Here is a 20,579-nt window from a genome sequence, read left to right on the forward strand (position 1 = left end):
GGGTGGGGGGGGGTGTTTGGGGATGTGTCAACCCCCGCGCGGGGGGCGGCCCCGGCCCGCCCCCCCCCCCCCCCCCCCCCCCCCCCCGCGGCGCAGCGGCCCCTCGTACGTCGTCGTCGAGCTCAAGCAGTGGACCGCTGCCGACCTTTTCGAGGACGAGCCGGAGCTGGTCCTGCAGCACCATGACGTTCTCGGCAAATGACCGAGACGAGCGGACGGTCCTCGGCGGACCGGTCGCCGAACGTCTCCTCATGGCACGTCGGGTGCCGAATCCTTGCGTCCCACCACGAGAAGGGCGACGCACATGACCAGCACGCCGCAGGACGTCTTCGCGCACCACTGGGGCGCGCTCGTCGCCGGGGACGTGCCCGCCGTGATGGAGGACTACACCGACGACGCCGTCCCTGTGACCGCCGACGGCGTCTTCGAGGGACGGGATGCCATCGGCGGCTGGTTCTCCGCCGCGGTCGGCGCCCTGCCGGACGCGAAGTGGGCCCAAGACTCCACCGTGTACGCCGGGGACGCCCTCCTGCTGCACTGGAACGCCATCTCGCCCCAGGGCCGGATCGACGACGGCGTGGACACGTTCGTCTTCACCGACGGGAAGATCCGGCAGCACACCGTCTCCTTCTCCGTTTCGCCTGCCTGAGCCCGAGATCAGGGGTCGCGCCGCACCAACGGGTGACCCGCGACGCGTCCACGTTGACGTGTCAGTTGATGGTGATCGACGTTGACCGCATGGAGCCCCACGAGGAGCAAGGCGCGCGGCCGGACGAGCCGAGGCCGGCCGGCCCGCCGAACGTCCCTCCGGGCTCCCCACCTCCCCCGCACCACGCGCCGCCGGGCTACTGGGTCGTGCCGCCCGGCTACTCGGCGCCGATGGGCTACTACGCGGTCCCTGCGCCGATGCCCGTGGCGACGCCGGTGCGGGAGGGTGCCGAGAAGCCCACGAAGCTGAGCTCCTGGGGCCTCACTCTGAGCGTCGGCGGATTCGCGTTGCCCCTTCTCGCCCTCCTGTTCGCTGCGCTCGACGGCCTCTTCTGGTTCCTGGGCGTGCTCCTCGCCTGGCTCGGGCCCTTGTCGGCCCTGCTCGGGCTCGTCCTCTCGGCCGTGGCCATGTCCGGGCGTCACGCTCGCCGGGGGCAGGCCGTGGCCGGCCTCGTCGTGGGGAACGTCGCCGTCGTCTTCTGGCTGTTCTTCCTGATGATCGGGTTCGCCACTCGCGTCTGACGGGGACCAAGCAGCAGCCCGCACTGGACAGCGGACCCCGACAGCGAGAGCGTGTGCGCCACCGCCTGCGAGAGGGGACGCATGTACGCCCGGTCGACCACCGTCCACGCCGATCCGAACGCCATCGACGCCGGCATCGCCTTCCTGCGCGACAACGTCATGCCGACCCTCGACCGCACCGAAGGCTGCATGGGCGTCTCGATGCTCGCCGACCGCAAAAGCGGCCGCTGCATCGCCACGACGTCCTGGACCACCGCCGAGGCCATGCGCGCCACCGCCGACAGCCTGAAGCCCGTTCGCAACAAGTTCGCCCTCGCGCTCGGCGGGGAGCACCCCGAGGTGCAGGAGTGGGAGATCGCCGTCGTCCACCGCGACCACCCCAGCGGCGAGACCGGCGGCGCGCAGGTGACCTGGGCGCGCATCCAGCCCAACCACCTCAAGGACCTGCTCGACGCCTACCGCGTCAACCTCATGCCCAAGCTCGAGGCCCTGCCCGGCTTCTGCAGCCTGAGCATGATGGTCGACCGCCGCAACGGCCGCACCGTCAGCGTCACCTGCTTCGAGACCCGTGAGGCGCTCGACCTGGTCCGCAAGCAGGCTCGCATGATGCGCGAGCAGTTCGCCCAGGCCATGGGCGCCAAGATCCACGACGTCGCCGAGATGGACCTCGTGCTCGCTCACCTGGGGGTCCCTGAGACGGTCTGAGCCTGCCGATAGGAAACCGGGGCCACCAGAACAGCGGCCCCGGGAACCGAGAGGACGGCATGCTCCACCCTGCTCTGCCCGCCGACCACCGACTGGCCGCCCTCAGTGCGCCGCGCCCCATCTCCACCGGCAACCTGCTCGCCGACTGCGAGCGCTGGTGCCGCGACCACCTCCCGCCGCGGACGATCCCCCGGCAGGCCGACGTGATCCCGATGGACCTCACTCGCCGGCGCTAACCGCTCGGGCCCTCGGGCCCTGGCAACGCCGCAGCGGGGACGCCGACGCTGGTCGGGTCACCGGCCCGGGAGGCGATCAGCGTGGACGACGCGGCGCTGCCCACCGGCACGGTGACCTTCCTCTTCACCGACATCGCGGGCTCGACCCGGCTGGTGCGGGAGGACCGCGCGGCGTACAGGCAAGCCCTCCACGACCACCGGCAGAAGCTGCGCGCCGTGGTCGCCCGGCACGGCGGTCGAGAGGTCGACACCCAGGGCGACGCCTTCTTCGTGGCCTTTCCCACCGCCGCGCAGGCGGTCGCCGCCGCGGCCGACGCCCAGCGGGCCCTCAGCACAGGCACGATCGCCGTGCGTATGGGCCTGCACACCGGCGAGGCCACCCCCGGCGAGGGCGGCTACGTCGGCCTCGACGTCCACCGCGCCGCCCGCATCGCCGCAGCCGCCTCGGGCGGTCAGGTCCTTCTGTCCGACACCACCGCCGCCCTCGTCGACGAGCAGCTACCCGCCGGCACCGCGCTGCGCTCCCTCGGCACCCACCGGCTCAAGGACTTCCCACGGCCCGCACCGCTCTTCCAACTCGACATAGATGGGCTGCCCACGCAGTTCCCACCGCCGCGCACCCACCGCGAGCAACGCCTCCCGGAACCACCCGGCGAGCTCATGGGCCGCGAGGACGACCTCGCCGCGCTCACCGAGATGCTGCGCGACCCGCACACCCGGCTGGTCACCGTCACCGGGGCCGGCGGCGTCGGCAAGACCCGCCTCGCCCTCGAGGCCGCCCACGCCGTCGCCGACGACTTCCCCGGCGGCGCCGTCTGGGTGCCGCTCAGCGCCGTCACCGACCCCGCCCTCGTGCTGCCCACCATCGCCGACGCCGCCGGCGCCCCGCGGGAGCGCGGCACCGAGGTGATCGACGCCATCGGGACGGCGCTCGGCGACGACCGGACGCTGCTGCTCCTGGACAACGTCGAGCAGGTCGCCGCCGCGGCGACCGACCTGGCGGCGCTGCTCGACGCCGTCCCCACCACCGTCGCCCTGGTCACCAGCCGGCAGCTCCTGCGGCTGCGGTCGGAGAAGCAGTACCCGCTCGGCACCCTCCCCCAGGCGCCCGCCGTGCGGCTGTTCGCCGACCGCGCCGGCGCCGTCCGCCCCGGCTTCACCCTCGACTCCCTGAGCTTCGAAGCGGTGAGTGAGATCTGCCACCGCCTCGACGGCCTGCCGCTGGCCATCGAGCTGGCCGCCGCCCGGGTCCGCCTGTTGCCGCCCGTCGCGCTGCTCGACCGCCTCGTCCGCCAGCTCGACTTCCTCGCCGGCGGCCCGGTCGACCTCCCCGACCGGCAGCGCACGCTGCGCGCCACCATGGACTGGAGCTACGGCCTGCTCGGCCCGCCCGACCGGGAGATCTTCGCCCAGCTCGCCGTCTTCTCCGGCGGCTGGACCATCGACGCCGCGGAGACCGTCTGTGCGACCGACGTCCTCGACTGCCTCTCGGCCCTGCTCGACGCCAGCCTCCTCGTCCGCTCGGGCGAGGAGCGGCTCGACATGCTCGAGACGGTGCGCGCCTACGCGGCCGAGAAGCTGGCCGCCTCCCCCGACCGCGCCGAGATCGAGCGCCGCCACACCGGGTGGATCGTCGACCTGGTGGAGGGCTTGGTGACCGCGACCGGGCGCGAGCACCGGACCCGCGCCGACCAGCTGGACGCGGAGCTGGCCAACCTCCGCGCCGTGCTGAAGCGCACGATCGGGAGCGGCGACGTCGGCACCGCCGCCCTCCTGCTCCGCGACAGCCTGTCGTACCGGACGCGCCGCGACGACGAGCGCGAGGCGGCGAAGTGGCTGGACCGGGCGCTGGAGCGGGCCGACGGCGCCGCCCCGGAGGTACGGGGCCGGCTGCTCGTACTCCGCGCCTTCATCGGCAGCATCTTCGGCGACTTCGAGGCCGTCCGCTCGATGCTCCCCGAGGGCAGGGCGCTGCTCCCGGACGACGACGCGCACGCATACGACAAAGCGGCGGCCGCGGTCGCGGGCATCTACCTCGCCATCGCCGACCACTCGCTGGAGGACGCGGCGGCCTTGGTCGAGGACGCGCTCACCCGCTACACCGCGCTGCACCACGAGCTCGGCCAGGCACACATGGAGATCGCCAGCGGCGACGTGGCGCTGCTGAGTTCCAACCTCGAGGCCGCCCAGCGGCACTACGCCACGGCCGCTGAACTCGGCGACAGCATCGGGGACGACGCCCTGGTCGGCCAGGCCAGCAACCTCCGCGGCCTCACGCTCGCCGCCCGTGGGGACGTCGACGCCGCTCGAGGCTCGATCCTCGACGGCGTGACGGCGTGCCGGCGCGCCGGTCAGCGAGCGAGCACGGCTCACTCGCTGGAGGGCCTGGCCGCGCTCGCCTTGGCCGACGGACACCCGGAGGTCGCGGCCCGCGCCCTCGGCGCGGCGGCCGCGGTGCGCGAGGTCATCGGGTCACCGCTCTCCCCCGCCCTTCCCCTGCTCCTCGACGACCTGGCCGCCCGGGCGCGGGACCAGCTGGGCGAGGACGCGTACCGGGCGGCTGCGGCGGAGGGCGCATCGTGGTCGCTGCAGGACGCCCTCGCCCGGACGCTCGAGGCGGTCGCCCCGGCCTCGTGAGGAGGAAGGCCCACCGTCAGCGGCTCAGTCGCCCCAGTCGACGAACTCGGCGCCGCCGTCCTCCGGACCCAGCCCCGGCGCGTCGACCCCCAAGCGGAAGCCGCCGTTCCTCCGGGCCTCGAACGACGGCAGGACCGCCTCCAGCAGGCTGCCGACGTCCGCGGCCATGACGAGCACCTGCGCCGACGCGCGCAGGCTGCCGGCGAGGTGGCTCGCCGCCCGCTCGGTCATCTCGCCGCCCTCGCCGTCGTCCGGGACGCTGGCGAGCGCGAAGCTGAACGCCTCCGCCTTGACCGTCGTGGGATCGAGGTCGCCCTCGACCGTGACCGTGATGCGGACCGGCTGACGCGAACCCATGCGGCACATCGTGGGCGCAGCCGCCGACAGAACGGCGGCCGACCCGCGACCCCTTTCACCGATACCGGCCGGTCCCGTCCGTATTGACGTCACTGCCCGCGGTTGGTACGACACATCCGGTGGAGCACGGCGTGGTGCTCGGCCACACGGGGGTCCTGCGCTCAACCGAGGGGGACCACATGCGCAGACTGATCGTCCTGTTCGCCGCGTTGCTGGGGCTGATGGCGGTTGCCGGCCCCGCGCAGGCCGTCACCAACGGCGTCCCGGACGGGAACAGACATCCCTACGAGGGGCTGCTGATCTTCACCGACGGCAGCACGTACTGGCGCTGCACCGGCTCCCTGCTGAGCCCCACCGTCGTCCTGACCGCCGGGCACTGCACCGACGGCGCCACGCAGGCGTGGGTCACGTTCGAGACCCACGTCGACCGCGGCACGGCGCCCATCGCCGACTTCCTGGCGAACGGGCCGTTCATCACCGGGACGCCGGAGACCTATCCGGACTTCTGCATCGAGTGCGGATCGGGTTTGACCCGCTTTGCCAGCTATGACGTCGGCGTCGTCGTCCTGGACGAGGCGGCGGACGTGACCGAGTTCGCGGCGCTGCCCGAGGCCGGCTTCGTCGACACGCTCGGCATGGGGACGCCCGTCGACATCGTCGGCTATGGGGTGCAGGAGCGCGTGGTCGGCGGCGGTCCGCCGCAGTGGGTCGGCACGTTCACCCGCTACTACGCCCCCTCGCGGCTGGTGGCCAGCGAGAACAGCATCAGCGGCATGTTCATCAAGCTGACCGCCAACCCGGCGCAGGGCCGGGGCGGCACCTGCTTCGGCGACTCGGGCGGGGCCGACTTCCTGGGCGGGACGAACGTCGTGCTCGCGGTCAACTCGTTCGTGACGAACGGCAACTGCGCGGGTGTCACCTACTCGCAGCGGATCGACCTGCCCGAGGTCCTGGCCTGGCTCGAAGAGCAGATCCGCTCCAACTGAACACAGCGGCCGCCCGGTCTCCGAGAGGCCGGGCGGCCGCCGTCAGGTCCTGCGTCGGTCGAGAACGGGGACGCCGCGCGGACATCCCTGCTGGGGGTGGGGTGTCCGGCGGATGATCCGGGGCGGGAGCACGGCGAACCGGCCACGGGCACAGGAGTCCCCATGGAGCGCGACCGCGGAGGCGTCACGGTCCTCGACCTGCCGGCGGGCAGGCGCGAGACACCCAACCTCATCGACATGATCTGGTGGCGGCACTGGGTCTACGGGCTCGTCGAGGTCGACGTGACCACGCCCCGCACCTTGATCAGGGAGTACGAGTCCCGGACCGACGAGCAGCTGTCCTTCACCGGGTACCTCGCCCTCTGCATCGGGCGCGCCGTGAGCGAGGACCGGACGGTCCACGCGATGCGCAAGGGCCGTCGCCGGCTCGCGGTGCCCGACGACGTCGACGTCCTGGTCATGATCGAGCGGCAGGTGGACGGCGTCCGCGTGCCCACCGGTCACGTCGTCCGGCGGACCGACCGGCGGCCCTACTTGGAGATCAGCCGCGAGATCCGCGAGGTGCAAGCGCGGCCCGCCTCCGACGCCAAGGGCATGCCCCCGCTGCTCCACCGGCTGATGCTGCTGCCCGGCCCCGTCGCCAGGCTGTTCGCGGCCCTGCTGCGGTACTCCGCGCGCCGCGCTCCCGAGCGGCTGGCGAGCATGGGCGGCACCGTGGGCCTCTCGGCCGTCGGCATGTTCGGCCGGCACAGCGGGTGGGCGCTCGCCCCGAACGGCCACACCCTCGACCTGCTGGTGGGCGGGCTCGTCCGCAAGCCGGTGGTCGTCGGGGACCGGGTCGAGCCGCGCGACGTCCTCAACCTCACCATCGCCTTCGACCACGACGTGGTGGACGGCGCCCCGGCCGCGCGCTTCGTCGAGCGGCTCCTCGCCCACATCGAGAGCGGTGCCGGCCTGCCGGTCGCCTCCAGGACCCCGGCGTCGTCCGCCGACGCGGACCGTCAGGTCGCAAGCGCTGACGCCCGCTGAGTTCGCTCAGCGCGCGCGCGAGTAGAACAGGACGGCGTTCCCGCCCGGGAAGGTCCGCACGTCGTCGAGGTCGAACCGGGTGGGCGCGAACCGCGACCCGAAGGCGGTGCGGCCCGCGCCGGCGACCACCGGATAGCTCTTGACCACCAGGCGGTCGATCTCGTCGAGCAGTTGGCCGGCCAGCTGCCCGCCGCCGGCGAGGTAGACGTCCAGCCCTGTCTGCTGCTGCTTGAGCGCGCGCACCGCCGCGACCGGGTCGTCGCGGACGACCGTCACCTGCGGGTCCGGGGACTCGAGCGTGCGGGACACCACCACCTGGCGCAGGTGGGCGTAGGGGCTGGTGATGCCGGCCTGCAGGGCGGGGTCGTAGGTGCGCCGGCCCATGACGATGGTGTCGAAGCGCCGGTTGGGCGCCGCGTCGATCCCCAGCGCCCGGCGGATGTGCGTGGGCAGCGCGTCGCCGAGCTCGGCGGCCATCCACTCCTCGTACGGCGTCGACATCGGGTAGAAGTCGATCTGGTCGTCGGGCCCGGCGATGAAGCCGTCGATGGTCACGCCGACGTAGTAGACGAGGTCCCGCACACCGCCTTTCCTACTCCGACCGCACAGGAACGGTTGAACGGCTGAGGCCCGGAATCAGGTCGATTCCGGGCCTCAGCGATTCAGAGGTCAGACGCTCTCGGGCACCCGCTCGGTGGGCCGACGGCGCACCGGCCGCAGCGCCCGCGATGCGGTGTTGCGGGCCAGCTCGAAGATCGGGCCGGTGTCCCACGGCTTGCGGGCCGTGTCGTCATCGGCGGGCGGCGAGGGCTGCGGGATCTCCGGAGACGCCCCCACAACCGCCCGCTCGGCGGCCGCGGCCAGCCGGGCCCGGCGGCGCTCCAGCACCGCCTCCTTCTGCCGGTCGACGCGCTCCTTCTCGGCCAGGACGAGCAGCTCCTGCTGCGCCTCCTCGACCTCGCGGCGCGCCGCCTGCTGCAGCTCCTCCACCGACAGGTCGCCGTCGTCGCGCAGCTCCGCCAGCCGGTCGTACGTCGTCTTCGGGCCGAAGTTGAGCAGCATCTTCATCAGCACCGGCAGCAGCTCGATGCAGATGAACAGCAGCGCCAGCATCCAGTGCGCGGCGGCCATCGTGGCGTTCGAGTCGGTCAGCCGCGACAGCGCCTCGAGCCGGATGAGCATGCCGGTGTTGTCGGAGTTGGTGGCGTCGAACGCCGCCTGCAGCTCCGCCTGGTCCTCGGTCAGCCGGGCCAGCTCGGCCTGGTCGGTCTCCAGGTCGGCGGCGGCCTGCTGCATCGCCCGCTGGGCACCGCCCGACACCGCGTCGATCGCCGCGTCGAGCTCCGCGCGAGCCGAGGCGACCACGCCGGCCTGCGCGTCAGCGGCCGCGCGGGCCTGCACGTAGGCCTCGCCGGTGCCGGCGTCGCCGGTGCCGCAGGTGCCGTCGAGCTCGCACTGCGCCTTGGCCGACAGCTCCCGCTGCGTCGCCAGCGCCTGGTCGTACGCCGTCTGCGCCGTCGCCACCTCGCCCTGCAGCAGCGCGAGGTCGGGGTCGGCCTGCCCGCCCGAGGCCACGACCGCCTGCTCGGTCGCCACCCGCTCGCGCAGCTCCGGCAGCCCGGCGAAGCGCGCATCGGCGTCCAGCGACCGCTTGTACTCGTCGGACTTCTCGGCCTGCAGCGCGACGATCTCGGTGTCGATCTCCTTGTGGAAGATCTGCAGCGTCAGCGGCGTCGAGATCACGATGCCCAGGACCAAGGCCAGGCCAACCCGCGGCACCGCCATGAGCACGTTGCGCTTCAGCGAGCCGTCGTGGGCCATCCCGACCAGCAGCATCCGGTCGAGGTTGACGATCACGAAGCCCCAGCCGATGCCCACCAGCAGCGCGACCGCCCACCAGGCGCCGAGCGCCATGTGCACCGCGAAGGCGGCGGAGAGGACGGCGAGGCCGCCCGTCGACAGCAGCACACCGCCGAGCGCGACGAACTTCGCGCGGGCGCCGGGCGCCGACTCGAGGATGTCCGGTCGCGCACCCGCCAGCGTCGCCAGCCAGTTGCCGATCCGTCCACGCCGTCTGGCCATCCCTTAGCCCCCTCCTCAGGCGGCGGGATCGAGGAGCATCCGCCACCTTCTCTCCCCTATCGGCGGGCTCGGCGGCCAACGGCACGGTCCGGCGTGTGAGGAGGTTGACCCGGGTCGTCCGCGAGCGGACCGTTCCCTCCCATGCAGACCCGGTTCACCGAGCTGGTCGGCTGCACCGTCCCGATCCAGCAGGCCCCGATGGGCGAGATCGCCGCGCCCCCGCTCGTCGCGGCGGTCGCCGACGCCGGCGGCGTCGGCACCCTGTCCGCCCTCAACGTCCCGCCGTCGCTCCTCTTCGAGCGCGTCGACGGGCTGCTCGAGCGCACCCGCGGCGTCCTGGCGGTCAACTTCGCCGGTGAGGACGTCGACCCGGGCGTCGTCGCCGACGCGGCCGCCCGCGTCCGCCTCGTCGACTGCTTCTGGTTCGACCCCTCCCCCGCCCTCGTCGAGCGCGCCCACGCCGCCGGCGCGCTGGTCAACTGGCAGGTCGGCTCGGTCGACGAGGCCCGCGCCGCCGTCGACGCCGGCTGCGACATGGTTACGGTGCAGGGCTACGAGGCCGGCGGAGACATCCGCGGCTACGACGCCTTGTTCCCCCTCCTGCAGGAGGTCCTCGACGTCGTCGCCGTCCCCGTGCTCGCCGCCGGGGGCATCAGCGACGCCGGCACCTTCGCCGAGGTGATACGCACCGGGGCGGACGGCGCCCGGATCGGCACCCGCTTCATCGCGACGGCGGAGTCGGGCGCGCACCCGCTCTACAAGCAGGCCCTCGTCGAGGCCGGGGACGACGCCACGACGATCACCGACGCCTTCGCCGTCTGCCCGCTGTGCGCCACCAGCCCCCGCGCCCGGGTGCTGCGGTCGGCGGTGGAGCGGGTCGCCGGGGCGGCGGACGTCGTCGGCACCGCGACCATGGGCGGCCAGCAGGTGCCCGTCCCCCGCCACGCCGGCCTGCCGCCCTTCGCCGGCGTGGACGGCGACGTCGCGGCCATGGCCCTCTACGCCGGCACCGGCGTCGGGGCCGTCGACGCCGTCCGCCCGGCAGCCGAGGTCATCGCCGAGCTGATGGCCGCCGTGGCCCCGTCGTCCCGGACCTGAGGGCCATCGGGCCCTGTCCCGGCCTTCCGGTCCACCGCGCCCCTGAGGCGCCACCCATGCCGGGAGGTCGTCGATGTACCTCACCCAGGGCCTGCACCGCTCGGTGCAGCAGCACCCGCACGAGGTCGCCACCGTCTGCGGTGAGCGGACCCGCACCCAGGCCGAGTCGGTCGACCGGATCGCCCGCCTGGCCGCCGGTCTGCGCTCGCTGGGCCTGGCCGAGGGCGACCGGGCCGCGATCCTGTCGCTGAACTCGGACCGCTTCCACGAGTTCCTCGGCGCCACGCTGTGGGCCGGCGGGGTCGTCGTCCCGGTCAACATCCGCTGGAGCGTGCCGGAGATCGCCGACTCCCTCGTCGAGGTGGACGCCCGCATCCTCGTCGTCGACGACTTCTTCGCCGGCTACCTGGACGCCCTCCGAGCGGCCCATCGGCGGCTGCAGCACGTCGTGCACGCCGGGGACGGCGCCGCCCCGGACGGCACCCTCTCCTTCGAGGAGCTCGTGGCCGGCTCCGAGCCGGTGGAGGACGTCCGCCGCGGCGGCGCGGAGCTCGCCGGGATCTTCTACACCGGCGGCACCACCGGCCGGTCCAAGGGCGTGATGCTCAGCCACGGCAACCTGCTCACGTCGTCGTTCGGCGTGCTCGCCGTCGAGCAGTACGGCAAGGGCGGCGTCGGCCTGCACGCCGCGCCGATGTTCCACCTGGCCGCCTTCAGCGCCTGGGTCGGCGGGGTGGTCGTCGGCGGCACCCAGGTGATGATCCCGTTCTTCGAGCCGGTCGCCGTCCTCACCGCGGTCCAGCAGCACCGGACGACCGACCTGCTGCTGGTCCCGACCATGATCCAGATGGTCGTCGACCACCCGCAGCTCGACGACTTCGACACCACCAGCGTCCGCCGGGTGCTCTACGGCGCCTCGCCCATGTCCGACGCGCTGCTCGGCCGCGCGACCAAGGCGTGGCCCAACGCGCGCTTCCTGCAGGCCTACGGCATGACCGAGCTCGCGCCGGTCGCCACCCTGCTCACCCCCGAGGACCACGAGGACCCGCGGCACCGCCGCTCGGTCGGCCGCGCGACCCCGCACGCCGAGGTGCGCATCGTCGGTCCGGACGACGTCGAGCTGCCCCGCGGTGAGGTCGGGCAGATCGTCGTCCGCGGCGGCAACGTGATGCTGGGCTACTGGAACCGGCCGGACGAGACCGCCCAGGCGCTGCGCGGCGGGTGGATGCACACCGGCGACGGCGGCCGGATGGACGACGAGGGCTACGTGTACATCACCGACCGGCTCAAGGACATGATCATCTCCGGCGGGGAGAACGTGTACTCGGTGGAGGTCGAGGACGTGCTCGGCCAGCACCCGGCCGTCGCGACCTGCGCCGTGATCGGGGTCCCCGACGAGACGTGGGGCGAGCGCGTGCACGCGGTCGTCGTCCCGGCCGCCGGGGCGGCGGTGACCCTGGAGGAGCTGCGCGCGTTCTGCGCCGGGCGGATCGCCGGCTACAAGACCCCGCGCTCGATGGAGACCGTCGAGCAGCTGCCGCTGTCGGCGGCCGGCAAGGTGCTCAAGCGCGAGCTGCGCCGGCCGTACTGGGAGGGGCAGGAGCGCGCCGTGCACTGACGCCGTTCACCCGATCGGGTGACACCTCGTCCGGGGGAGGTCCACCTCGGGTGCGGTGCATCCGACCAGGTCAGCGTGGAGATGGTGACAGCGACGACCGCGCTGCGGGACGTCCACCACTACGTCGCGCGAGCGGAGCTGCGCCGCGCCCTGACGCGCAAGGTCCTCGAGGAGGGGCCCGACCAGCTACCCGACTGGTCGAGCTTCCGCGTGATCGGCCCGTTCGAGGTCTTCGACCCGCGCGGCGCGATCCGGTTCGAGTACCGCGGCTCGGTCGGCTTCCGCGCCCTGCCGGAGCGGCTGCCAAACAAGCGCGTCCCCCGCTGAGCTACCTTCCCCGCCGATGAGCGCGGGAGCGGGCGGGTTCGCCGAGCAGCTGCGGCGGTTCCGCGAGCGAGCCGCGCTCACCCAGGAGGAGCTCGCCGAGCGCGCCGGCGTCACCGCCAAGGCGATCAGCGCGCTGGAGCGCGGCGAGCGGCGCCGCCCGTACCCGCACACCGTCCGCGCGCTCGCCGACGCCCTGGGCCTCGACGATGCCGACCGCGACACGCTCTCCGCCGCCGCCCGGCCGACCGCGCCGGCCGAGACCCCAGTCACCAGCTCAGTTCCGCTCCCCGCCGCGCCCCTCATCGGCCGCACCCGCGAGCGCGACGAGCTCAGCGCGCTCCTCCGCGACGGCTCCACCCGCCTCGTCACGCTCACCGGTCCCGGCGGCGTCGGCAAGACCACCCTTGCCCTCGACGTCGCTCGGGCGCACGAGAACGTCACCGTCGTCGAGCTGGCCCCCGTCACCGAGGCCCGCCTCGTCCTCCCCACGCTCGCCCGTGCCCTCGGCGTCCGCCAGCTCGCCGACCCCCTCATCGACGCCGTCGTCGCCCAGCTCGGCGACCGGGAGCACCTCGTCGTCCTCGACAACCTCGAGCACGTGCTCGACGCCGCCGGCGACGTCGCCGACCTCCTGGCCCGCGCCCCCGGCCTCACCGTGCTCGCCACCAGCCGGGCACCGCTGCGGATCCGCGCCGAGCGCGAGTACCCGCTCACCCCCCTGCCGGTGCCGGGGAGCACCCACCCGGACGACGTCGGCCGCTCCCCCGCCGCCCAGGTCTTCCTCGACCGCGCCCGCGCCGCCGGTCGGGAGATCCGGCTGTCGAGCGCGGCCACGGACGTCGCCGCCATCTGCCGCCGCCTCGACGGCCTGCCCCTGGCGCTGGAGCTCGCCGCCGCGCACGCCCGCTTCCTCGACCCCGCCGCCCTGCTCGCCCGCCTCGACCAGGTCGTCGCCGAGCCGCGCTCCCGCGACCTGCCCGCCCGGCAGCGCACCATCGGGGCCACCCTCGACTGGAGCCACGACCTGCTCACCTCGGCCGAGCAGGTGCTGCTGCGCCGGCTGAGCGTCTTCGCCGGCGGCTTCCCCCTCGAGGCCGCCGAACAGGTCAGCGGCGGCGACGTCCTGCCCGCTCTCGGCGGGCTCGTCGAGCAGTCGCTGGTCGTCGCCGAGCCCGGTCGCTACCGCATGCTCGAGCCGATCCGGCAGTACGCCGCCGCGAAGCTCGCCGCGGCCGGCGAGACCGGCGCCGTCGCCGACGCGGCCGCCGACTTCTTCCTCGACCTCGCCGCCGACGCCCGCCCCGGCCTCAAGGGACCCGCCCAGGGCGAGTGGCTCGACCGGCTGCAGGTCGAGCACGGCAACCTCAGCGCCACCTTCGCCGCCCTGCTCGAGCGGCGGCGGTTCGGCGACGCGGCGCTGCTCGGCGTCGACACCTGGATGTACTGGGCGCTGCGCGGCAACGCGCTGGAGGGGCTCGGCTGGCTGACCCGCGTGCCCGACGACGTCCTCGACGACCTCGAGCGTGCCGCCCTGCACGTCGGCATCGCCGCGCTGCGCTACGCCTCCGGCGACATCCCCGGCATCGTCGAGCCGGCGGCCCGTGCCGTCGAGGAGGCCACCAAGGTCGGCGACGACGAACTGCTCGCCGAGGCGCTCGTCCTCGGCGGATCGGCGGCTCTCTTCCTCGGCGACGTCGCCGGCGCCACCCGGCTGACCGACGAGGCCCAGGCGGTCGCGCGCAGAGCGGGCAGCCGGTGGGCGCAGGCGCACGGCGCGCAGCTGACGGCGCGGCGGCTGTTCATCACCGGCGACCCGACGGGCGCGCCCGCCGTCCTCGACGAGGCCGAGCGCATCGCTCGGGAGCTGGGCAGTCCGTTCACCCTCGCGACGGTGCTCAACGCGCAGGCCACCCTCGCCAGGGTCAGGGGCGAGGACGACGCCGCGCTCACCCACCTCCTCGAGGTGGTGCAGCTGGCGGCGAGCATCCGCACGACGTGGAACACCGCCTACGCGCTGCCCGACCTGGGCGCGCTGGCCGCCGAGCGCGGTCAGCCCGAGCTCGCCGCGGAGCTGTTCGGCGCCGCGGCCACGGCGTCGGCCACCACCGTCGCCGTCCCCCCGGACCCCGAGCACGCGAGCCGGGTGCTCAACGACGTCCGCACCGAACTCGGCGAGGACGCCTTCCGGCGGGCGTGGGAACGCGGCCGGCAGCTCGAGCCGGCCGACGTCCCCGACCTCGCCGCGCGGATCAACCGCGCACCCGCCTGACGTACTTCCTGTACTTGCGGGCGAACACGGTCTTCAGCAGCAGCCGCACCGGCGGCGGCACCTTGGCGTACATCTCGGCCGCCTCCTCGGGGGTGGCGTCCTCGACGACCATCCAAAACATCGTCGGCAGCTCCGACTTCGGCATCTTCGCGAAGCCGCTCTCGCCGAGGTTGTCCCACTCGGACTGGGTGAAGGCGCGGGCGGCGATCGGCAGGACGTGCTGCTCCTCCTCGCCGAGGTGCTCGAACAGCGCCGTCTTCAGCTCGTCGAAGGTCTCGGCGACCTCCTCGGTGACCGCCGGCCGGGCCTCGGCCTCCCAGCGCGTCATCGCCGTCTCGAGGTTCTCGATCAGCGAGTGGACGTTCTCGTGCTGCGCCTCCATCCGGTTGATCAGCTCGGCGTCGGGCGGGCAGCGCTTCAGCAGCTCGGGCCAGAGCAGGTCGTCCTCGCTGGTGTGGTGAAGGTGCAGGCCGAACAGGATCCGGCGGCCGTGGTCGGCGAGGACGGCGGCGCGGGCGGTGTCGCCCGGCGCGACGGTGCGGGCCAGCTCGGGCATGAGCCCGAACTCGCGGCGGAAGGCCCGGTGCACGACGTACATGTCGTGGGTGTCGGTGAGGGTGGCGGTCTCGGTCATGGGGAGAGCGTGTCGCCGCGCCGGCTCCCGGAACACCCACACCAGCCCCACACCGACCCCCACAGTTCGGGACGCTGGTCCCTGTCGGGGCCGGACGGCGCGGCGGCACACTGCGGCCCCATGAGCACGGTCCGCCGCGAGGTCGTCGTCGCCCGCCCCCGCGCCGCCGTCTTCGAGTACCTCGCCGACCTGTCGCGGCACCACGAGTGGGAGAGGGACCTGGTCCGCACGGAGATGGTGGACGACGGCCCGATCGGCGTCGGCACCCGCGGGGTCGAGGTGCGCCGGGTGATGGGCCGCGAGATGCGCTCGCCGTTCGTGATCACCCGGCACGAGCCCCCGTCCCGGCAGGACTACCACACGACCGGCGGTCCCGTCCGCCCGGACGGCTTCCTGACGTGCGAAGAGGACGGCGACGGCACCCGCGTGTCGTACGAGTTCACGGTGCCCGGCCCGTTCGGCCCGGTGATGACGTGGGTGATCGGGCGCGGCATGGACCGCGACCTCGTCACGCTCAAGCAGCTGCTGGAGAAGGACGGCTGAGGCTGCAGTCGTCATCTGCTGACAGCGATCCGCGTCCGGGTCGGCAGGTGCCGTGCGGCGCGGCTCGCTCACGTGGCCGAGGCGCTCCCGCACGCTCTCTCCGTGGGCTACTTCGGCACCTTCATCTACCGCGACGGCGAGTGGCGCGAGCGCGCCGACGGCACGCCCGACCTGGTCCTCGACATCCACGACAGCGACATCGCGACCGTCGACTACCGCCCGGCACCGCCCGGGCTCGGCCGCTTCTACCTCGGCATCCAGCCGCGGGACTACTTCGCCGACCCCGACGCCAGCCGGCCGCTCGACGTCCCCGCCGAGGTCGACGGCTTCGTGCGCTGGGCGTCGCGGACGCTGGGCCGGGCGCCGCACGCTGAGGACGTCCGCGACCTGGTGGCAGAGGACGGCAACACGGTCCCGGACGACGACTTCGTCGAGGACACCGTCGCCCGCCTCATCCAGCTGCTCGGCCTACCGCTGCCCCCGGCGCTGGAAGAGGTCACGAGCTAGCGGGCCCCACCGCTTCCGCGGTGTTCCTGCTGCTTCCACGGTGCTGCAGCACCGTGGAAGCAGCAGGAACACCGCGGAACTGCGCGGCGCTGCCGTCCCTTCCCGCGGCGCCCGACGGGTGGAACGCTCGCCGCGAGGGAGGGAGAGCCATGAGCGCTGCGCCGACCCGGCCGCCGCGGGTGCCGCCGAAGTGGTTCGTCCGCGCCGCCTGGCGGGTGCACCGCGGGCTCTACCGGCTCAGCGGCGGCCGCTTCCTCTGGACGCCGGCGAACAAGCGCGGCTGGGGCGCGCTGCGGCTCACCGCGGTGGGCCGGAAGTCCGGGCAGGAGCGCAGCGTCATCCTCGGCTACCTCGAGGACGGCGACGACCTCGTCCTGCTCGCCATGAACGGCTGGCAGGAGGGCCACCCGGCGTGGTGGCTCAACCTCCAGGCGCACCCGGACGCCGTCGTCCGGCTCGACGGGCAGGAGCCGCGGCCCGTCCGCGCCCGCGCCGCGGCAGGCAGCGAGCGCGAACGGCTGTGGCAGCGCTGGCGCGCCGTCGACCCGAAGCTCGACGGCTACGCGGGCGGGCGGTCCACCGACACCCCCGTCGTCGTCCTCGAACCCAGGACCGGCTGAGAACCCAGGACGGGCTGAGAACCCGGGACGGCGGGCAACTCCTGGACGGCCGGCCGGGCACCCGAGGACAGTGGGGGCCGCGGCGATGCCGCAGGGGCGTCGCCGCCGGCACGGAAGGAGGGGCGGCATGCACGCCCGATCCACCACGATCCGGGGCAACCCCGGCGCCGCTCACGAGGGCACGGCCTACCTGCGGGACAAGGCGCTGCCGGTGCTGCAGGACATGGACGGCTTCGTGGGGCTGTCGATGCTGGTCGAGCGGGAGACCGGCCGGTTCATCATGACCTCCGCCTGGGAGGACGAGGAGAAGATGCGGGCCAGCGCCGAGCGCGTCCATCCGATGCGCGAGCGCCTGGTCGCCCTGTTCGGCGGGGAGCCCGAGGTGCAGGAGTGGGAGATCGCCGTCCTGCACCGGGCCCACGAGACCGGGGACGGCGGGTGCGGCCGGGTCACCTGGACCGAGGGCGACCCGCGCGACCTCGACCGGATCGTCGACGGCTACAAGTCCAGCCTGATGCCCAAGCTGCAGGAGATGCCCGGATTCTGCAGCTGCAGCCTGCTCGTCGACCGTGCGAGCGGCCGCACCGTCGGCACCGTCTCGTTCGCCGACCGCGACGCGCTGACGGCCACCCGGGAGAGCGCCGCGCGGATCCGGGAGGAGTTCACCCGCGCGATGGGCCGGACCGTCACCGACGTCGCCGAGATGGACCTCGTCCTCGCGCACCTGCGGGTACCCGAGACGGTCTAGGAACGGCGCCGGGCCCTGCTCGTCCTCCCCCGTGGTGGACGAACAGGGCCCGAATCCCCCTGGTGCGGGTCCCCCGTCCCGCACCGAGAACTCTGGCGGCCGCACCGCGCGATCGGCTCCACGCACCCGCAAGAGATGCGCAAGACCGCCGGAGGGGTAGGCAGGACGGCCCGGCGGTGCCACGCTGCCCCGGTCGAGGGGGCGCCATGACCGACTACGCGCTCGCGGTCAGCGAGGCCGAGATCCGCCGCTACCGCTACATGGCCGAGCGCGCCCGGCACGACGAGGCCGAGCACTGGCGCCGCGCCGGCATCGGCCTGGGCGCCGTCGTCGCCGACGTCGGCTGCGGCCCGGCCGCCGTCGCCGTCCAGATCGCCGAGGTGGTCGGCCCGGCCGGGCGGGTGCTCGCCGTCGAACCGGACGCGTCGGCCCGTGCCGCCGCCCGGCAGGTGATCGCCGGGTCCGGCGCCACCAACGTCGAGCTCACCCCCGGCAGCGGCACGCACAGCGGGCTGCCCGCCGGCTCGGTCGACGTCGCGATGATGCGCCACGTCCTCGCCCACAACGGCCCCGACGAGCAGCGGATCGTCGACCACCTGGCCTCGCTGGTCCGGCCGGGCGGCGCCGTCTACCTGGTCGACATCGACGGGACGGCGACGCGCGCCCTCGACCTCGACCCGGACCTGGAGGACCTCGACGGCAAGTACCGCGAGTTCCACCGCCGCCGCGGCAACGACCTCATGCCCGGGCTGCGCCTCGGCAAGCTGCTGGCCCGCGCCGGGCTGGACGTCGAGCTGCACGAGGGCCGGTACACGATCATCGAGCTGCCGCCCGGCGTGCGGTCCCCGGCGTGGGCGGCGCGCGACGCGATGGTCGACGCCGGGATGGCGACGGCGGACGACGTCGCGCGCTGGGAGGCCGCCTTCGTCCGCGAGGACGTCTCCGCCGTCCGGCCGGTCTACTTCGCGCCGGTGTTCGTCGCGATCGGACGCCGTCCCTAGGGCGCGACCACCGAGTGCGGGAACGGGTCCTCGCCGGAGAGGTCGCCGACGGTCGCGAACACCGGCAGGACGGCGGCCGCCAGGACGATCGGCGACAGGGTTCGGGCCCCGCTCGTCTTCCCCCGTGCAGGACGAGCGGGGCCCGTTGCTTCCCCCTGGTGCGGGTCCCCCGGCCCGCAGGAAGAACGGTGCCGGGCCAACCGCGCGCTCAGCTGCACGTCTCCGCAAGAAATCCGCAGGACCGCGCACCCCTGCGCGCCTCCCCGGCGATGACAGGGGTGAGGTGACCGCGTCCGGTGTCCGTCAGCCGGGCCTTCCCCGTGGGCATGGCTCCGGCGCCGGCGCGGTCACCTCCTCAGGCGAGCTTCTCCAGCACCGCGCGCTGCGCCTCGGTCAGCGGGACGGCGGAGGTCCGGCCCGCGTCGACGAGGGCGAAGGTGAACTCGACGTCGCCGGCGTCGGCACCGTCCTGCTCCAGCCGCAGCCCGGCGGTGAACGACGTCCGCCCGATGCGCCGGACGACGACGTCGACGGTGAGCTCGCCGGTGAACAGCTCCCGCCGGAAGTCCGCCGACACGTGGACCATCGCGAGGTCCCTGGGCGCGATCTCGGGGACGCAGTACTCCCGCAGCGCCAGCTGCCACGCGTCCGACGCCGTCTCCATAGCGAGGTAGAACGGCACGTGCCGGTCGTCGATCGTCGACCGCCGGTGCTGCAGGGGGACGACGAAGCGGGCCACGGACCGGTCCTCTCAGTTGACGCTCGTGTCAGGCCACAGTAGCCGCGCGGCGACCCGTTGCCCCGGCCGGGCACGCACCGGCACACTGCGCCGCCGCCCCCGATCCCTCCTGGAGCTCCCGCATGCCCTCGTTCCGCGGCCTGGTCGCGCTGACCGCCGTCGTCGTCCTCTCCGCCTGCGGTGGCGGAGGTGCCGGAGGCCGTTCCGGCAGCCCGGCCGCGCCGGCGCCGGCCGAGGACACCCGGCCGTGGCTCGACGAGGTCATCGCCACCGTGCCGCTCGACACCGCGGGCGCCGAGGCGGTGGGCGTCGTGCGCACCCGCGACGCGGACGCCGTGGTGCTGCTGCGCTCCCCGGACCGGGCGCCGACGCTGGCGCGCGTCCTCGCCGACACGACCGAGCCCGACGTCGTCGAGCTGACCGCCCTCGACCCGGGCGCGCCGGTCCTGCTGCTGAACTCGGTGGTGGGCCGGGTGATCGCGGTCGGCTTCTCCGGCGGCCGGCTGGCGACCAACCCGGTGACGGCGAACGGCCAGCAGGCCACCGTCCCCCTCGCCGCCGACCTCACGCCGGCCGCCGTCGCCGGCCTGCTCGCCGCGGAGTCCACCTACGGCGACACGCTGCACCTGGTGGTCACCGACCCGGCCGGCGCGTCCCGCCTCGTCTCGGCGAGCACCTACGCCGGCACGATCCTCGCCGAGGTGCCGCTGACGCTGACCACCCCCGGGCCGGTGGTGCCGCGGTTCCTCACCGCCACCGAGGACGGCGCGACGATCACCCTCGTGGCCGAGGCCGGCGGGGTGCCGGTGCTGGCCCGCTTCGACTCGGAGCTGCAGCCGCTCGGCGAGGTGCCGCTGCCGGGCTCGGCGGTGCTCGCCGCGTACCCGGACGACGAGTCCGGCTTCCCCGGCCAGGTCCACGTCGCGGTCGCCGACGGGACCGGGGTGTCGGTCGTGCGGGTGGGCGCCGACGAGACCGCCGCCGAGGTGGTCGCGTCGCTGCCCGGCGCGACGGCGGCCCGCACGCTGTGGGTGGACGGGTCCTACGACCACGCCTACCTGGGCGGCGCTTCCTGGGAGGCGGTTCCGCTCAGCGACGGGGAGGCGGCCACGGTCGAGCTGTGCGCCGACGGCGAGGTCACCGCCGTCGACAGCGAGTACGCCGTCGGCCGGTGCGCCGGCGTCCCGACCCTCTGGGTGCTCGGGTAGCCGAG

22 protein-coding genes are annotated in these 20,579 nt (G+C 74.1%); 17 read left to right on the forward strand and 5 right to left on the reverse strand.

The features are described 5' to 3' along the window. Nucleotides 1-304: 304 nt before the first annotated feature. From ACI797_RS26085 to ACI797_RS26105, 5 genes are all read left to right on the forward strand, one after another. Nucleotides 305-649: a nuclear transport factor 2 family protein gene (locus ACI797_RS26085; protein WP_456863087.1), complete on the forward strand. Its 345-nt coding sequence runs from the start codon at nucleotides 305-307 to the stop codon at nucleotides 647-649. An 89-nt stretch (nucleotides 650-738) separates the two neighbouring features. Further along, the gene (locus tag ACI797_RS26090) at nucleotides 739-1,230 is read left to right on the forward strand and encodes a hypothetical protein (protein ID WP_456863090.1); all 492 of its coding nucleotides are present in this window, start codon (nucleotides 739-741) and stop codon (nucleotides 1,228-1,230) included. Between the two features lie 81 nt (nucleotides 1,231-1,311). Beyond that, nucleotides 1,312-1,935: a hypothetical protein gene (locus ACI797_RS26095; protein ID WP_456863095.1), complete on the forward strand. Its 624-nt coding sequence runs from the start codon at nucleotides 1,312-1,314 to the stop codon at nucleotides 1,933-1,935. A 59-nt stretch (nucleotides 1,936-1,994) separates the two neighbouring features. Beyond that, nucleotides 1,995-2,171 carry a hypothetical protein gene (locus ACI797_RS26100; RefSeq protein ID WP_456863101.1) on the forward strand — a complete coding sequence of 59 codons (177 nt, stop codon included), beginning with the start codon at nucleotides 1,995-1,997 and terminating at the stop codon, nucleotides 2,169-2,171. 81 nt (nucleotides 2,172-2,252) lie between these two features. Beyond that, nucleotides 2,253-4,808, forward strand: a complete 2,556-nt coding sequence (locus tag ACI797_RS26105) for an adenylate/guanylate cyclase domain-containing protein (RefSeq protein WP_456863105.1) — start codon at nucleotides 2,253-2,255, stop codon at nucleotides 4,806-4,808. A 24-nt stretch (nucleotides 4,809-4,832) separates the two neighbouring features. Here ACI797_RS26105 and ACI797_RS26110 read toward each other — a convergent pair whose 3' ends face one another. Then, nucleotides 4,833-5,165, reverse strand: coding sequence for a hypothetical protein (locus ACI797_RS26110; protein ID WP_456863109.1), 333 nt, complete (start codon nucleotides 5,163-5,165; stop codon nucleotides 4,833-4,835). A 179-nt stretch (nucleotides 5,166-5,344) separates the two neighbouring features. Between ACI797_RS26110 and ACI797_RS26115 the strand changes: the two genes are divergently transcribed. Both ACI797_RS26115 and ACI797_RS26120 read left to right on the forward strand, forming a co-directional pair. Next, entirely contained in the window at nucleotides 5,345-6,151 is an 807-nt protein-coding gene (locus ACI797_RS26115; protein ID WP_456863113.1) for a S1 family peptidase, read from the forward strand. 162 nt (nucleotides 6,152-6,313) lie between these two features. Further along, nucleotides 6,314-7,180 (forward strand): 2-oxo acid dehydrogenase subunit E2, encoded by an 867-nt coding sequence (locus tag ACI797_RS26120; RefSeq protein ID WP_456863117.1) that lies wholly within the window; start codon nucleotides 6,314-6,316, stop codon nucleotides 7,178-7,180. 6 nt (nucleotides 7,181-7,186) lie between these two features. Here the strand turns inward: ACI797_RS26120 and ACI797_RS26125 are convergent, their stop codons facing one another. Next, nucleotides 7,187-7,762, reverse strand: coding sequence for a dihydrofolate reductase family protein (locus ACI797_RS26125; RefSeq protein WP_456863121.1), 576 nt, complete (start codon nucleotides 7,760-7,762; stop codon nucleotides 7,187-7,189). A gap of 87 nt (nucleotides 7,763-7,849) precedes the next feature. Then, nucleotides 7,850-9,262: a DUF4407 domain-containing protein gene (locus ACI797_RS26130; protein ID WP_456863124.1), complete on the reverse strand. Its 1,413-nt coding sequence runs from the start codon at nucleotides 9,260-9,262 to the stop codon at nucleotides 7,850-7,852. Nucleotides 9,263-9,403: 141 nt separating this feature from the next. Here ACI797_RS26130 and ACI797_RS26135 point away from each other — a divergent pair, with 141 nt between their 5' ends. The 4 genes from ACI797_RS26135 to ACI797_RS26150 all read left to right on the forward strand — a co-directional run bounded on the left by ACI797_RS26135 (nucleotide 9,404) and on the right by ACI797_RS26150 (nucleotide 14,574). Beyond that, complete coding sequence (locus ACI797_RS26135) at nucleotides 9,404-10,360, forward strand: NAD(P)H-dependent flavin oxidoreductase (protein WP_456863128.1); 957 nt, start codon at nucleotides 9,404-9,406, stop codon at nucleotides 10,358-10,360. 73 nt (nucleotides 10,361-10,433) lie between these two features. Continuing rightward, nucleotides 10,434-11,978 carry a long-chain-fatty-acid--CoA ligase gene (locus ACI797_RS26140; protein WP_456863131.1) on the forward strand — a complete coding sequence of 515 codons (1,545 nt, stop codon included), beginning with the start codon at nucleotides 10,434-10,436 and terminating at the stop codon, nucleotides 11,976-11,978. 84 nt (nucleotides 11,979-12,062) lie between these two features. Continuing rightward, nucleotides 12,063-12,305, forward strand: a complete 243-nt coding sequence (locus ACI797_RS26145; protein ID WP_456863133.1) for a hypothetical protein — start codon at nucleotides 12,063-12,065, stop codon at nucleotides 12,303-12,305. A 16-nt stretch (nucleotides 12,306-12,321) separates the two neighbouring features. After that, nucleotides 12,322-14,574, forward strand: coding sequence for an ATP-binding protein (locus tag ACI797_RS26150; RefSeq protein WP_456863136.1), 2,253 nt, complete (start codon nucleotides 12,322-12,324; stop codon nucleotides 14,572-14,574). Here the strand turns inward: ACI797_RS26150 and ACI797_RS26155 are convergent. Further along, nucleotides 14,555-15,208: a hemerythrin domain-containing protein gene (locus ACI797_RS26155; protein WP_456863138.1), complete on the reverse strand. Its 654-nt coding sequence runs from the start codon at nucleotides 15,206-15,208 to the stop codon at nucleotides 14,555-14,557. The two genes, ACI797_RS26150 and ACI797_RS26155, sit on opposite strands and share 20 nt — an antisense overlap. Nucleotides 15,209-15,328: 120 nt before the next feature. Between ACI797_RS26155 and ACI797_RS26160 the strand changes: the two genes are divergently transcribed. The 5 genes from ACI797_RS26160 (at nucleotide 15,329) to ACI797_RS26180 (ending at nucleotide 18,627) form a co-directional block, all read left to right on the forward strand. Further along, nucleotides 15,329-15,751: an SRPBCC family protein gene (locus ACI797_RS26160; protein WP_456863141.1), complete on the forward strand. Its 423-nt coding sequence runs from the start codon at nucleotides 15,329-15,331 to the stop codon at nucleotides 15,749-15,751. A 102-nt stretch (nucleotides 15,752-15,853) separates the two neighbouring features. Continuing rightward, nucleotides 15,854-16,258 (forward strand): hypothetical protein, encoded by a 405-nt coding sequence (locus ACI797_RS26165; RefSeq protein ID WP_456863144.1) that lies wholly within the window; start codon nucleotides 15,854-15,856, stop codon nucleotides 16,256-16,258. Nucleotides 16,259-16,407: 149 nt separating this feature from the next. Next, complete coding sequence (locus ACI797_RS26170; protein WP_456863147.1) at nucleotides 16,408-16,878, forward strand: nitroreductase/quinone reductase family protein; 471 nt, start codon at nucleotides 16,408-16,410, stop codon at nucleotides 16,876-16,878. Between the two features lie 127 nt (nucleotides 16,879-17,005). Then, nucleotides 17,006-17,626 (forward strand): antibiotic biosynthesis monooxygenase, encoded by a 621-nt coding sequence (locus ACI797_RS26175; RefSeq protein WP_456863150.1) that lies wholly within the window; start codon nucleotides 17,006-17,008, stop codon nucleotides 17,624-17,626. Between the two features lie 206 nt (nucleotides 17,627-17,832). Next, nucleotides 17,833-18,627, forward strand: a complete 795-nt coding sequence (locus tag ACI797_RS26180; RefSeq protein ID WP_456863153.1) for a methyltransferase domain-containing protein — start codon at nucleotides 17,833-17,835, stop codon at nucleotides 18,625-18,627. Between the two features lie 355 nt (nucleotides 18,628-18,982). Here the strand turns inward: ACI797_RS26180 and ACI797_RS26185 are convergent, their stop codons facing one another. Beyond that, nucleotides 18,983-19,366 (reverse strand): acyl-CoA thioesterase, encoded by a 384-nt coding sequence (locus tag ACI797_RS26185; RefSeq protein ID WP_456863156.1) that lies wholly within the window; start codon nucleotides 19,364-19,366, stop codon nucleotides 18,983-18,985. Nucleotides 19,367-19,488: 122 nt separating this feature from the next. Here ACI797_RS26185 and ACI797_RS26190 point away from each other — a divergent pair, with 122 nt between their 5' ends. After that, nucleotides 19,489-20,574 (forward strand): hypothetical protein, encoded by a 1,086-nt coding sequence (locus ACI797_RS26190; RefSeq protein ID WP_456863158.1) that lies wholly within the window; start codon nucleotides 19,489-19,491, stop codon nucleotides 20,572-20,574. The last annotated feature ends 5 nt before the right edge of the window (nucleotides 20,575-20,579 follow it).

Source organism: Geodermatophilus sp. SYSU D00691, assembly GCF_054050275.1.